The sequence below is a fragment of the Serratia sp. K1WW1 genome, assembly GCF_055790865.1.
The window spans coordinates 1,249,410-1,263,581 of the sequence record NZ_CM147697.1 but is presented as its reverse complement, the minus strand read 5'-3'; the positions used below and the strand labels follow the sequence as shown (position 1 = coordinate 1,263,581).

Below are 14,172 nucleotides of genomic sequence, written 5' to 3'. Positions count from 1 at the left end.
GAGGGCTAGGGTGAGGGGCCATTATTACCTAACTGGTTTTCAGCACCTTCACCAGATAGCGCCCATCCTCGGTCAGTTTAGCGCCGTGGATATCGGTTTCAAAACCTGGATAGTGTTCACCGATCGAGCACAGCATCAGCAGGAAATCGAGCACCGCACGGCTCTCTTCGGTGATCATCTCCCCCGGCATCACGACCGGTACGCCCGGCGGATAAGGCAGGATCATGTTCGCCGCCACCTTGCCGATCAACTGATCGATCTCGCAGGTTTCCACATTGCCGCGTACCTGCTGCTGGAACATCTCATAAGGCGTCAGCTTCATTTCTGGCAATACGTCAAACGCACGCAGCATCAGGCCCGGTAAATCGTGCTGGCGGATCAGCTGGTGGATCCCGGCAGCCAGATCCTGAATGCGCATATGGCGGTAGAAGTCCGGATCTTCAGCATACAGATCCGGCAGCATGTTTTTCACCCGCAGGTTAAGATCGTAAGCTCGTTTGAAATCCGTCAGGCTGCGCAGCAGGCTCATCGCCTTGGTCTTGTCGATACCAATGCTAAACAGGAACAGCAGGTTGTATGGACCGGTTTTTTCCACCACGATCCCGCGCTCATCCAGGTATTTCGCTACCAGCGCGGCAGGGATCCCGCTTTCCTCCAGCTCACCCAGTTCGTTCATCCCCGGCGTCAAAATGGTGACCTTGATCGGATCCAGATACATATGATCGCTGTCGGTCTGGCCAAAGCCATGCCAGTTGTCGTCCGGGTTCAGCGGCCAGCACTGTGCCTCGTCAATCTCTTCCGGCTGCCAGATATCGAAGAACCAGGTGTCACTCTCGGCACGCAGGCGTTGCACTTCACGGCGAAAATGCAGGGCTCGCTCCACCGAGCGGTTAATCATGCGCCGCCCCGGATTACCACGCAGCATCGCCGCGGCGGTTTCCATCGAAGCCACAATGCCGTAATGCGGCGAAGTGGTGGTGTGCATCATGTAAGCTTCGTTAAAGGTATTCTCGTCATAATCCCCTTTAATGTGGATCATCGAAGCCTGAGAGAAGGCAGCCAGCAGCTTGTGGGTCGATTGAGTTTCATAGATCACCTTGCCAGGGATGCGATCGCCACTCATGCCGCTCTTGCCGTCATAAATCGGGTGGAAATTGGTATAAGGCACCCAAGCCGAATCGAAGTGGATCGACGCTACGTCCAGCGTTTGCTTGATGTAATCGGTGTTATACAGCAGACCGTCATAGGTAGAGTTGGTGATCACCGCATGCACCGGCCAGCTGGCGTTGGCGGTGTCTGCCACCCGCTTGGCGATGCTGTCGCGGATAAATTCGCGCTGGGGAATACCGCCTAAAATACCGTACGCGTTACGCAGCGGGCGCAGGTAAATCGGCACGATGTCACACATCATCAGCAAGTGACACAGCGATTTATGGCAGTTACGGTCAATCAGTACCGTACTACCGGCAGGGGCCGAATACATGCCAACAATCTTGTTGGCGGTAGAGGTGCCGTTGGTCACCAGATAACTTTGCTCCGCGTTAAACGTGCGGGCAATGTACTCTTCCGCCTCCAGATGCGGGCCGGTGTGATCCAGCAGCGAGCCGAGCTCCGTCACCGAGATGGAAATATCCGCCTTCAGGGTGTTGGCACCAAAGAAATCGTAGAACAGGCAGCCCACCGGGCTTTTCTGGAACGCGGTGCCCGCCATATGGCCCGGCGTACAGAAGGTATATTTCCCCTCCTTCACATAGGTGAACAGCGCCTTGGTCAGCGGAGGGGTAATGGTATCCATATACTCATCGGTATACTGGCGAATGCGCTGGGCGATATCGTCGGCAGCGTTCAGACCATACTCGAAGAAATAGAGCACCATACGCATTTCGTGCAGGTGAACGTCGAAGGTGGAGTGAGTGTTGATAAACGCATACAGCGGCAGGTATTCATTCAGCTCGTTGATTTCGCTGCACAGCTCCAGGCTGTATTCGTCCCAGTCGAAGATCACCCCACAGATACGCGCATTGTGTTCGATCAGCTTGAGCAGATCACCGCTGTTCTTTGGGAACACCAGTTGGAAACCCATTGAGGCCAGCGCCACGTGCAGCTCGCGGATAGGCTCGTCTTTGTAATACACGCCCATCGGGCTCATGATCGCAATGATATTCATCGCAGCTATCCTTCAGTTAACTACCAATAGCTTATAACAACATAAAAAGCCGGGGCTGTCCTACGCGCATAAAAAAACCGCCCCGAAAGGCGGTTAGTCATCAGGCGTACCAACTCAGCAGTAGCCGTAGTTCATCAGCCGTTGATAGCGACGGTTGAGCAACTCTTCGTTGTTCAGGCCATCCAGATCCGCCAGGTCCGCCAACAGTTGGGCTTTCAACGAAGCCGCCATTGCCGGTACGTCGCGGTGAGCGGAGCCCAAAGGCTCTGGGATCACAGAGTCGATCAGCTTCAGCTCTTTCAGACGCGGTGCAGTAATGCCCATCGCTTCTGCGGCAATCGGTGCCTTATCGGCACTTTTCCACAGGATCGAGGCACAGCCTTCCGGCGAGATCACCGAATAGGTGCTGTATTGCAGCATATTCACTTTATCGCCCACGCCGATCGCCAATGCCCCGCCGGAGCCGCCTTCGCCGATCACGGTGCAGATCACCGGGATATTCAGGCGAGACATTTCACGCAGGTTGCGGGCGATCGCCTCAGACTGGCCACGCTCTTCCGCACCCACGCCAGGATAAGCACCTGGGGTGTCGATGAAGGTGATCAGCGGCATCTTGAAGCGGGAGGCCATTTCCATCAGGCGCAGCGCTTTGCGATAGCCTTCCGGTGCTGGCATACCGAAGTTGCGGCGGATTTTCTCTTTGGTTTCACGCCCTTTCTGATGACCAATGATCATCACCGGGCGGCCATCGAGGCGCGCAATACCACCGACAATGGCTTTGTCATCGGCATAGGCGCGATCGCCTGCCAGCTCTTCAAAGTCGGTAAAGATGTGTTCGATATAATCCAGGGTATAAGGACGGCGCGGGTGGCGTGCCAATTGGGCAATCTGCCAGGCCCCAAGATCGGAAAAAATCTTGCGCGTCAGCTCAACGCTCTTCTCACGCAGGCGCTGAACCTCTTCGTCCAGATTAATATCTAATTTTTCGTCTTGACGGCTGACTGCGGTCAGCGAGTCAATTTTCGCTTCCAGCTCTGCAATCGGCTGTTCAAAATCAAGAAAATTCAGACTCATAGCATTCCTATTTTAGTCAAATTCCAGTTCCACCTGCTCATTACCTACCAAGGTCCGCAAATCTATCAACAAGCGGTCGGTCGGCGTCACGCGCCAAGTTGCACCAAAGCGCAATCTTGCCCGTGCATCTTCCCGTTGATAGTAGAGATGCACTGGAATCGTCCCCGAGCGATGGGGTTCCAAAGACTGACGGAGACGGTTCAAAAGCTGGTCATCAATTTGCCTGTCCGTCAGCGAGATAGCAAGCCCGCGAGCGTATTTTTCACGTGCTTCACTGATGTCCATTAATTCACGAGCGGTCATTTTAAGCCCGCCGTTAAAGTCATCAAAGCTGACCTGTCCAGTCGCGATCAGGATACGGTCTTTTTCCAACAAATGCTGGTATTTTTCCAAGGCATCGGTGAATAACATGATGTCCAGACGCCCAGAACGGTCATCCAACGTACAAATGCCGATGCGGTTACCGCGTTTGGTCATCATGATCTTGGAAGCAATCACCAGTCCGACGGCGGTAGTCATCTTGCCGCGATCCGTCGGGTGCATATCCTTCAGACGCTGGCCACCGGCATAGCGTTCGATTTCTTTGAGGTACTGGGTGATCGGGTGGCCGGTAAGATACAGCCCCAGCGTTTCTCGTTCACCATCCAGCACCACCTGTTCCTGCCAAGGGGGAACGTTGGCGTAGGATTGCTCCACCTGCTCCGGCGCTTCCGCCAGCACGCCAAACATATCCGCCTGGCCGATGGCTTCGGCTTTGGCGTGCTGATCGGCCGCTTTAAGCGCATCCCCCAGGGAGTTCATCAACGCGGCGCGGTGTGGCCCCAGGCGATCGAACGCCCCAGACATGATCAGCTTTTCCAGAATACGGCGGTTGAGCTTTTTAATATCGGAGCGGGCGCACAGGTCGAACAGATCTTTGAAATACCCCTGCTCGCCGGAATTGCGCGCTTCGATAATCGCTTCGATCGGCCCTTCCCCTACGCCTTTGATCGCACCGATGCCATAGACGATCTCGCCCTCGTCATTAACATGGAAGTGATACTGCCCGCTGTTGATGTCCGGCGGCAGGATTTTCAGGCCCATGCGCCAGCACTCATCCACCAGCCCCACCACCTTATCGGTGTTATCCATATCGGCGGTCATGACCGCGGCCATAAACTCGGCCGGATAGTGGGCCTTCAGCCACAGCGTCTGGTAAGACACCAACGCATAGGCAGCGGAGTGCGATTTGTTAAAACCGTAACCCGCGAACTTCTCTACCAGATCGAAGATTTTTACCGACAGTTCGCCGTCAATGCCGCGCGATTTCGCACCATCTTCAAAACCGCCGCGCTGCTTGGCCATCTCGACCGGGTTCTTTTTACCCATGGCGCGACGCAGCATGTCCGCACCGCCCAACGTATAGCCAGCCAGTACCTGAGCGATCTGCATTACCTGTTCCTGGTACAGGATGATGCCATAGGTCGGCTCCAGAACCGGCTTCAACGATTCATGCTGCCACTGGATATCAGGGTAGGAGATCTCTTCGCGCCCGTGCTTACGGTCGATAAAGTTATCTACCATGCCGGACTGTAACGGGCCGGGGCGGAACAACGCCACCAGTGCGATCATGTCTTCGAAGCAGTCGGGCTTCAGACGTTTGATCAAATCCTTCATGCCGCGCGATTCAAGCTGGAATACCGCAGTGGTTTCCGAACGTTGCAGCATGTCGAAGCTTTTCTTGTCTTCGAGCGGAATGGCCGCGATATCTATCGGCTCCAGCCCGGTCTTGGCGCGACGGGCATTGATCATCTCCAACGCCCAGTCGATGATGGTCAGGGTACGCAGGCCGAGGAAGTCGAACTTCACCAGCCCGGCATATTCCACGTCGTTCTTGTCAAACTGGGTGACCGGATGGTTACCTTCGGCATCGCAATAAAGCGGGGCAAAGTCGGTGATCTTGGTTGGCGCAATCACCACGCCCCCGGCGTGCTTACCGGCGTTACGCGTCACGCCTTCCAGCTTGCGCGCCATGTCGATCAGCGCTTTGACCTCTTCGTCTGCCTCATAAATTTCCGGCAGCTGCGGCTCTGCGGCAAAGGCTTTTTCCAGCGTCATACCCGGATCGGGCGGCACCAGCTTGGAGATACGGTCAACGAAGCCATAAGGATGGCCCAGCACGCGCCCCACGTCGCGGATCACCGCTTTCGCCGCCATGGTACCGAAGGTGATGATCTGCGATACCGCCTCACGGCCATACATGTCCGCCACGTGCTCGATGACCAGGTCACGCTTTTCCATGCAGAAGTCGACGTCGAAGTCGGGCATCGAGACACGTTCCGGGTTCAGGAAGCGTTCGAACAGCAGGTCAAACTCCAGCGGGTCGAGATCGGTGATTTTCAGCGCATAGGCCACCAGCGAACCGGCACCGGAACCACGCCCCGGGCCTACCGGCACATCGTTATCTTTCGACCACTGGATGAATTCCATTACGATCAGGAAGTAGCCCGGGAATCCCATCTGGTTGATCACTTTCAGTTCCAGATCCAGACGCTCATCGTATTCAGGACGGCGCTCGGCACGGACTCCCGGATCCGGGAACAGGAACTCCAGACGTTCTTCCAATCCCTCTTTGGACTTGAGCACCAGGAAATCTTCGGTGGTCATATCGCCAGTTGGGAACTGTGGCAGGAAATATTCGCCCAGACGGATGGTGACGTTACAGCGCTTGGCTATTTCCACACTGTTTAGCAACGCTTCCGGGATGTCGGCAAACAGCTCGCACATCTCCTCTTCGCTGCGCATGTACTGTTGCGGGCTGTAGTTTTTCGGGCGTTTGGGATCGTCTAGCGTGAAGCCATCATGGATCGCTACGCGGATCTCATGGGCATCAAAATCATCTTCTACCAGGAAACGGACGTCGTTGGTGGCAACTACCGGCAACCCGCGTTCGGTTGCCAGGGCTACGGCGGCGTGCAGATAGTTTTCTTCATCCGCACGGCCAGTGCGGATCAGTTCGAGATAATAGCTGTCCGGGAAATGCTGCTGGTAAAACTCCAGGCATTGATCGACCAGGGCCTGGTTGCCACGCAGCAGAAACTTGCCGACGTCGCCCATGCGTGCACCGGAAAGCAGGATCAACCCGCTGCGGTGTTCTATCAGCCAGTCGCGATCGATCACCGGACCGGCCGGGCCATAGCCGCGCTGATACGCCCTGGAGATTAATAGGGTGAGGTTTTGATAGCCAACGTTATCGGCTGCCAGCACGGTAAGCTGCGCCAGCTCATCGCCCAGCTCTTCGCTTTGCACATGGAAATCCGCACCGATGATCGGTTTGATCCCGGCACCGTGCGCACTGCCATAAAACTTCACCAGACCACACATATTGGTGAAGTCGGTGACGGCCAAGGCTGGCATGGCTAACGCGGCAGCTCTTTTCACCAACGGGCCGATCTTGGCTAATCCATCAATCATGGAGTAGTCACTGTGGACGCGCAGATGAATAAAACGAGGTTCGGCCATATCCAGATACCAACGTGTTGGGGTTCAGCACACTGAACCAGGGTTACATTAGGGTATGGGGAAGATCACCGTAGCCATTTCCCCTCACCCCGACCCTCTCCCAAAAGGAGAGGGGGCGTAATTTTAAGCATCGTGTGAACTATGCGAACGAGCCAGACTCCAGCACTCGTCTGACCGGGGCAAAACTGCGGCGATGATGCTCGGTGGCACCCAGAGCAGCCAGCTTTTCCAGGTGGAACGCGGTGGGATAGCCCTTGTGTTGGGCAAAGCCGTAATCCGGGAAAATCGCATCCAGCTCGGTCATCTCGCGATCGCGGGTCACCTTCGCCAGAATCGATGCGGCACTGATCTCCGCCACCCGGCTATCCCCTTTCACCACCGCTAACGAGCGCATCGGCAATTTGGGGCAACGATTGCCGTCAATCAACACCATGTCCGGTGCGATATGCAAACCCGCTACCGCGCGCTGCATCGCCAGCATGGTGGCATGCAGGATATTCAGTTGGTCGATCTCGACCGGCTCGGCCCGCCCCAGGCTCCAGGACATCGCCTTTTCCACGATCTCGTCGTATAACGCCAGGCGGCGCTTCTCGCTGAGCTTTTTGGAATCCGCCAGGCCAACAATCGGCCGTGCAGGATCGAGGATCACCGCAGCGGTCACTACGGCACCCACCAAAGGCCCGCGCCCCACTTCATCCACACCGGCAAACAGCCGGGCGGCAGGGTAAACAAAGGGTTCCATCATGCTTTTGCCAGCTCCAACACAGCCTGAGCGGCCTGTTCATCGGCACCACAGCGAATGCTCTGATGCAGTTCAAGGAAGGTCTGTTTCAACAGCTCCGCCTGCGGGCTGTCTTCCAGCAGCGGCAATAACGCCGCGGCCAGCTTATCCGGTACACAATCGTGTTGCAGCAGTTCGGTGACGATTTCACGCCCCGCCAGCAGGTTAGGCAATGAGACATACGGGGTTTTCACCAGCCGCTCCGCCAGCCAGAAGGTAAATGGCTTCATGCGGTAGCCCACCACCATCGGGCATTTTGCCAACATGCATTCCAGCGCTGCGGTGCCGGAAGCCAGCAGTGCCGCATCGCTGGCCACCATCGCCTCACGCCCTTTGCCATCCAGCAAGTGAACCTTGAGCTCCGGCGCAACCTCGGCCTTGATGCGCTCAAACTGCTCACGGCGCTTGGCATTGACCAATGGCACCACCACTTCCAGATCGGGATAATGCTCGCGTAGCAGTTGGGCGGTACGCAGGAAATCACCACTGAGCATTTCCACTTCGGCATTACGGCTGCCGGGTAGCAATGCCAAACAGCGAGCGCCCGGAGCAATGCCCAGCGTAGCGCGTGCGGCCAGCTTATCCGCCTGCAATGGCATCGCATCGGCCATGGTATGACCAATAAAGCGGCAAGGGACGTTGAAACGATCGTAAAACGCTTTTTCGAAAGGGAGGAACGCCAACACCAGGTCGGTCGCTTTACCAATTTTGAAAACGCGTTTCTGACGCCAGGCCCATACGGACGGGCTGACATAGTGAATAGTGCGGATACCGCGCTGTTTCAGGCGGCCTTCCAGCGTGAGGTTGAAGTCTGGCGCATCAATACCGACAAACACGTCAGGCTTCAGCTCACTGAACCGGCGGGTCAGATCCTTGCGGATCTTCAACAGGCGTGGCAGACGCTCAAGCACCTCTACCACGCCCATCACCGCCAGCTCTTCCATTTCGTACCAGGTTTCACACCCTTCGGCCTGCATCAGCGGGCCAGCGACACCGACAAAGCGGGCGCTTGGGTAGTGCGTCTTAAGCGCACGAATTAATCCGGCACCCAGAATATCCCCGGAGGTTTCCCCGGCGACCAATCCGATAGTCAATGGACGATTTGGCATAACTCAGCGAATAATCCCACGGGTAGAACGCGCAAAGAAATCGAGGAACTGCTGCACCACGGGCTGCTGTTGCGCCAGGGTTTCGATCTCTGCTTTAGCCTCGTCGAAGGTCTTCTCGCTGCGATAAAGGATTTTGTAGGCATTGCGGATCGCCTGCATTTCATCCTTATCAAAACCACGGCGTTTCAGGCCTACGGCGTTAATACCAAATGGCGTCGCGTGGTTACCCTGCGCGATGACAAAAGGCGGTACGTCCTGAGCGACACCGGAGCAACCGCCGACCATTACATGGGCACCAATCACACAGAATTGGTGGATCGCGGTCATGCCGCCAATGATGGCGAAATCGTCGATCTCCACGTGACCAGCCAGCGTGGCGTTGTTGGCCAACACGCAGGAATTACCCACCACGCAGTCATGAGCAACGTGCACGTTGACCATCAGCAGGTTGTCATTACCGACTTTGGTCAGGCCCGTTCCCTGCGCAGTACCGCGATGAATGGTGACGCTCTCACGAATGCGGTTACGATCGCCGACTTCAACCCGAGTCGGTTCGCCAGCGTATTTCAGATCCTGATTCACTTCGCCGATAGAGGCAAACTGATAGATCTCGTTATCGCGGCCAATCTTGGTGATACCGTTCACCACCACATGCGATTTGAGGACCGTACCCGCGCCGATTTCCACCTGGGAGCCGACGTAGCAGAAGGGACCTATATGCGCACCAGCGCCGATGACGGCGCCTTCTTCAACGATCGCACTTGGATGGATAAAGGCGGTTTTATCAATCACGGATTATGCCTCCCGGCTGCGGGCACACATCATGGTTGCTTCGCAGACAATTTTTCCATCGACGGTCGCCACGCCTTTAAAGCGGGTCAGACCACGACGGGTTTTCTCGAAAGTGACTTCCATAATCATCTGATCGCCAGGCACCACAGGGCGCTTGAAGCGAGCTTCGTCAATACCGGCGAAATAGTACAGCTCGCCCGGTTCCAGTTTACCCACGCTCTTAAATGCCAGGATACCCGTGGCCTGAGCCATAGCTTCCAAAATCAGCACGCCTGGAAAAATCGGTTTACCAGGGAAATGCCCCTGGAAAAACGGCTCATTAACGGATACGTTCTTCACTGCACGCAGATATTTATGCTCTTCGAAATCCAATACACGGTCAACCAGCAAGAATGGATAACGGTGAGGAAGCAGTTCCAGAATTTCTGCAATATCTAGAGTATGAGTGTCAGTAGTCAAAATACTCTTCCTGTCTCTAAAAACTGATGGCATCAACAACACGGCCTGCGTTGACCCCAAAAAGGAGATCATCAGGCAGGCCGCAAATTAACAACTCTTTGCGCTTTTGGCATCATTGCCAACGCGTTTCGTTTTATACCCAGCATCCCGGGCCGTGGTGATTAGTCTTTTCCGACTTTTCGTTCGACAGCTTTCAAGCGCTTGCTAATCTCATCGATATTCATCACCAACGCCGCGGTTTTACGCCAAACTTTGTTGGGTTGTAACGGAATGCCAGAGGAGTATACCCCAGGTTCGGTGATTGGTCGCATAACCATTCCCATCCCGGTGACAACTACCTGGTCAGCAATCTCCATGTGACCATTGATCACACTGGCGCCGCCAATTTGGCAATAGCGCCCGATTTTCAGGCTACCCGCCATGATCACACCGCCCGCAACGGCGGTATTCTCGCCAATCACCACGTTGTGTGCAATCTGACACTGGTTATCTATGATAACACCATTCCCAATCTGGGTGTTATCCAACGCGCCGCGATCGATGGTGGTACAGGCCCCAATCTCAACGCGATCGCCAATAATCACCGTGCCAAGCTGCGGGATCTTGATCCAGTTGCCACGCTCGTTGGCGTAGCCGAAACCGTCCGCACCAATCACCGTTCCCGATTGGATCAGGCAGTGCTGGCCGATTTCCACTTCATGATAAATCGTCACGTTGGCCCACAGACGCGTACCTGCGCCGATGCGTGCCTGCTTGCCGATAAAGCAACCCGGGCCGATGACCACGTTATCACCCAGTTCAACACCGGATTCGATAACCGCGTTCGCCCCAATAGCAACGTTCTGTCCCAGCTTGGCCTCAGGCGAGATCACCGCGCTTGGCGCGATATCTGCTGCGGGTGCTGGCGTGGTGTCCATCAACTGCGCCATACGCGCATAGGTCAGGTAAGGGTTTTTAACCACCAGCGCTGCGCTACGGCAGTGAGGTAGGTCTGCTTCGGTGAGTACCACGGCACTCGCCTGGCAGGAAGCCAGCTGCTGTTGGTAGCGGCTGTTTGACAAAAACGTGATTTGGCCAGGCTGTGCGGAATGCATAGAAGCAATGCCGGTGATGACGAGATCGCCATCACCGTGCAATTGTGCATCCAACTGCTGCGCTAAATCAGCCAGTCGAATTGAAGGCATGGCGTTATTTAACCTGTTTCAGCACGTCTGCAGTAATATCTTTAGAAGTTCCTGCGTAAGCAACTGCGTTGGCGTCGATCACGACGTCATAGCCTTCTTTGCTGGCAACGGCTTTCACAGCATCCTGAATACGGCTCAGGATCTTGTTACGCTCTTCCATCTGGCGACGACGATTGTCCTGCTCGAAAGCCTGCGCTTTCTGAGAGAACTGCTCACGCTGAGCCATCACGTCTTTTTCCATCTTGGTGCGATCGCTGGCTTTCATGGTAGAACCATCACGCTGCAGTTTCTGCATTTTGGTTTGCAGATCGCGTTCCATGTTCTGGAGTTCGCTTGCACGGCCTTTGAATTCGCTTTCCAATTGCTTGGCTACGGTTTCACGAGCTGGCAGCTGTTGGAAAATGCTAGAAACGTTAACAACAGCAATTTTGTCAGCTGCCTGAACGCCTGCAGAAGCAGCCATTGCTAAACCGAGGCCTGCGGCACATAACCACTTTTTCACTATAAACTCCTTACCATCACCCATTTGTGTCACATGACACTTTTGAAAGTACACAATCTGCCAGACTTATCACATTACACAATGAGATTTCTCTCGCTATGAGCTGGTTTAAGCCTGGCATTTGCGATTCTTGTACCGCTATGCCCACAGGTGAAACCGGTTATTACCAGGTTTTACCGATGTTAAACTGGAACTGCTCTGACCTGTCGCCGTCGTATTTCTTGATCGGATCCGCATAGGAGAAGACCAACGGCCCCAGTGGAGACATCCACTGCAGCGCAAGACCGGCAGACACGCGAATGTTGCTCGCCTTGCTGTAGTCTGGCACCCCGTACATCAGCGTCTGATCGGTGTTTTCCCAGTGGGTATCCCACACGGTACCGGCATCGACAAACAGTGAAGTACGCACCGAGTTGGCGTATTTCTCGCTGAGGAATGGCGTAGGCGTGATCAACTCCATACTTGCCACGGCCATGGCGTTACCGCCTACCGCATCGTTCGAGCTACAAATCGGCTGAGCGGTGCTGGTGCCTGGCGCGTACTGGCAAGAATACGAGTTGGAATTGTAGTACACGGCTTTTGGACCAATGGTGTTGGACTGGAAGCCACGTACGGTACTTGAACCACCCGCATAGAAGTTTTCATAGAACGGCATTTCTTTACCGCCCAACCCATCGGCATAGCCCAGACGGCCACGACCCAGCAACACCCAGGTCTTGTCATCGTTAAGCGGCATATACTGCGCGGTGTCCAACGTCATCTTGTAGTATGAGTTGTCGGAACCCGGCACCGTCACCTTGGTATTGAACGTGGTGCGGTTACCCTGGGTAGGGAAGTAGCCACGGTCCAGATTATTATAGGTCCAACCCAGGTTCAGCGTGAAGTCATCGGCTGTAAAGCTGGCACGATCCATATAGTTAGGATAATCGCCCATCGAGTTCAGATAGCGCCACATGGCAATCTGCGGCTGCATTTCTGACAGGGAGTTATGGACGTAACCCAGGCCAGCGCGCAGCGAGTTGTTCTCGTTGATTGGGAAGCCCAGCGTGCCGTCAATACCGTAACTGCTGTTGGTATAGTCGGACAGATCGGCGTTATCCGCTTTAAAGTCGTTATAGAAGATACGGCCGCCCAGACTCACACCGTCAACGGTGAAGTACGGGTTGGTCACCGACAGCTCGGTATAGGTCTGGTAGTCGTTCTTGGTGCCGCTGATGCCAACAGAGTAGCCCGTGCCCAGCCAGTTATCCTGCTGTACACCCGCCTGGAAGCTGACGCCACTTTCGGTACCGTAACCCACACCAAAGTTCAGCGTCCCGGTGTTACGTTCTTTCACCTTATAGGTGATATCAACCTGATCGGGAGAACCCGGTACACGCTGGGTTTCAACATCGACCGTCTCGAAGTAACCCAGACGGTTCAGACGCTCTTTACCCTGCTCGACCTGATCGTTACCCAGCCACGCCCCTTCCATCTGGCGCATTTCGCGGCGCAGAACGGAATCTTTACTGGTGTCGTTGCCTTCGAACTTGATGCGACGCACATAGAAACGGTTACCCGCATCGATGTTGACGTTCAGCTTCACGGTTTTATCCGCGTCGTTGATTTCAGGCTGAGTCTGTACGCGAGGATAGGCGTAACCATAACGGCCAAACATCTTCTTGATGTTATCTTCCATTTTGGTCACTTTGGTGCCGTTAAACAGTTCACCTGGCTCAATCTTGGTCAACTGGGCCACTTCTGCCGAATGACCGGCCAGGTTGCCATTGACCACCACGCCGGAAAGCTTGTACTGATCGCCTTCGGTGATGTTAACGGTGATATAGATGCCTTTTTTATCTGGCGTCAGGCTGACCTGCGTCGAATCGATATTGAAACGGGCATAGCCGCGATCCAGATAGAAGCTACGCAGGCTCTCAAGGTCCCCCGCCAGCTTTTGCTTCTGGTATTTGCGATCGGCTACTACGTTCCACCACGGCACATCATCACGCAACTGGAAGTGCGCGATCAGCTCATCGTTGGTGAAGGCCTGGTTGCCGACAATGTTGATTTGTTGAATCTTGGCGGAAACCCCTTCCGTGAACACCAGTTTCAGGTCAACACGGTTACGCGGCAACGGCGTGACAACGGCTTTCACCGAGGCACTGTATTTACCGACGCTGTAGTAGAAGTCTTCCAACCCTTTTTCAATGCTGGATAAGGTGGTGCGGTCGAGTGCTTCACCAACCCGGACGCCAGAGGCTTCCAGGTTTTGCTTGAGCATGTCATCTTTCACCGATTTGTTACCGGAGAAAGTGATGCTGGCAATGGTAGGGCGTTCCTTAACCTGAACAATCAGCGTATCACCATCGCGCAGGACGCGAACGTCCTCGAAGTTGCCAGTGGCAAACAAGGCACGGATGGTATTACCGATATCATCATCAGAGACGGTATCGCCTACGCGAACCGGCATGTTGAGTAACGCCGCACCGACGGCGACTCGTTGCAGGCCTTCGAAATGAATATCCTTCACTACGAACCCGTCTGCACCGTATACGGTGGCGCTGCCAAACAGCAGCGACGCTATGAGCAACTTTTTCATCGCCATCGTTGTTATGCGTTCT

10 protein-coding genes are annotated in these 14,172 nt (G+C 55.0%); all 10 read right to left on the bottom strand.

Annotation, left to right across the window (positions count from 1 at the left end):
- Nucleotides 1-28: 28 nt before the first annotated feature.
- Nucleotides 29-2,167 carry a lysine decarboxylase LdcC gene (locus tag ACX9GU_RS05605; RefSeq protein WP_473194095.1) on the bottom strand — a complete coding sequence of 713 codons (2,139 nt, stop codon included), beginning with the start codon at nucleotides 2,165-2,167 and terminating at the stop codon, nucleotides 29-31.
- 114 nt (nucleotides 2,168-2,281) lie between these two features.
- Complete coding sequence (gene accA / locus ACX9GU_RS05600) at nucleotides 2,282-3,241, bottom strand: acetyl-CoA carboxylase carboxyl transferase subunit alpha (protein ID WP_021179924.1); 960 nt, start codon at nucleotides 3,239-3,241, stop codon at nucleotides 2,282-2,284.
- 12 nt (nucleotides 3,242-3,253) lie between these two features.
- Entirely contained in the window at nucleotides 3,254-6,742 is a 3,489-nt protein-coding gene (gene dnaE / locus ACX9GU_RS05595; RefSeq protein ID WP_473194094.1) for a DNA polymerase III subunit alpha, read from the bottom strand.
- A 139-nt stretch (nucleotides 6,743-6,881) separates the two neighbouring features.
- On the bottom strand, nucleotides 6,882-7,487 hold the full coding sequence (gene rnhB, locus ACX9GU_RS05590) for a ribonuclease HII (RefSeq protein ID WP_473194093.1): 606 nt from the start codon (nucleotides 7,485-7,487) through the stop codon (nucleotides 6,882-6,884).
- Nucleotides 7,484-8,632 (bottom strand): lipid-A-disaccharide synthase, encoded by a 1,149-nt coding sequence (gene lpxB, locus ACX9GU_RS05585; protein ID WP_166733227.1) that lies wholly within the window; start codon nucleotides 8,630-8,632, stop codon nucleotides 7,484-7,486. Before lpxB ends, rnhB begins: the two co-directional genes overlap by 4 nt.
- Nucleotides 8,633-8,635: 3 nt before the next feature.
- Nucleotides 8,636-9,424, bottom strand: a complete 789-nt coding sequence (gene lpxA / locus ACX9GU_RS05580) for an acyl-ACP--UDP-N-acetylglucosamine O-acyltransferase (RefSeq protein ID WP_021179920.1) — start codon at nucleotides 9,422-9,424, stop codon at nucleotides 8,636-8,638.
- Nucleotides 9,425-9,427: 3 nt separating this feature from the next.
- Nucleotides 9,428-9,883, bottom strand: coding sequence for a 3-hydroxyacyl-ACP dehydratase FabZ (fabZ, locus tag ACX9GU_RS05575; protein ID WP_021179919.1), 456 nt, complete (start codon nucleotides 9,881-9,883; stop codon nucleotides 9,428-9,430).
- Between the two features lie 161 nt (nucleotides 9,884-10,044).
- Complete coding sequence (lpxD, locus tag ACX9GU_RS05570) at nucleotides 10,045-11,067, bottom strand: UDP-3-O-(3-hydroxymyristoyl)glucosamine N-acyltransferase (RefSeq protein ID WP_024484321.1); 1,023 nt, start codon at nucleotides 11,065-11,067, stop codon at nucleotides 10,045-10,047.
- A 4-nt stretch (nucleotides 11,068-11,071) separates the two neighbouring features.
- Nucleotides 11,072-11,569, bottom strand: a complete 498-nt coding sequence (gene skp, locus ACX9GU_RS05565) for a molecular chaperone Skp (protein WP_021179917.1) — start codon at nucleotides 11,567-11,569, stop codon at nucleotides 11,072-11,074.
- A gap of 163 nt (nucleotides 11,570-11,732) precedes the next feature.
- A complete protein-coding gene (gene bamA, locus ACX9GU_RS05560; RefSeq protein WP_418337169.1) occupies nucleotides 11,733-14,156 on the bottom strand; it encodes an outer membrane protein assembly factor BamA in 2,424 nt (807 codons plus the stop codon).
- Nucleotides 14,157-14,172: the final 16 nt, after the last annotated feature.

Coding starts and splice junctions, on each gene's coding strand:
- accA (WP_021179924.1), bottom strand. CDS start 3,241: ATGAGTCTGAATTTTCTTGATTTTGAACAGCCGATTGCAGAGCTGGAA.
- lpxD (WP_024484321.1), bottom strand. CDS start 11,067: ATGCCTTCAATTCGACTGGCTGATTTAGCGCAGCAGTTGGATGCACAA.
- bamA (WP_418337169.1), bottom strand. CDS start 14,156: ATGGCGATGAAAAAGTTGCTCATAGCGTCGCTGCTGTTTGGCAGCGCC.
- ACX9GU_RS05605 (WP_473194095.1), bottom strand. CDS start 2,167: ATGAATATCATTGCGATCATGAGCCCGATGGGCGTGTATTACAAAGAC.
- rnhB (WP_473194093.1), bottom strand. CDS start 7,487: ATGATGGAACCCTTTGTTTACCCTGCCGCCCGGCTGTTTGCCGGTGTG.
- dnaE (WP_473194094.1), bottom strand. CDS start 6,742: ATGGCCGAACCTCGTTTTATTCATCTGCGCGTCCACAGTGACTACTCC.
- lpxB (WP_166733227.1), bottom strand. CDS start 8,632: ATGCCAAATCGTCCATTGACTATCGGATTGGTCGCCGGGGAAACCTCC.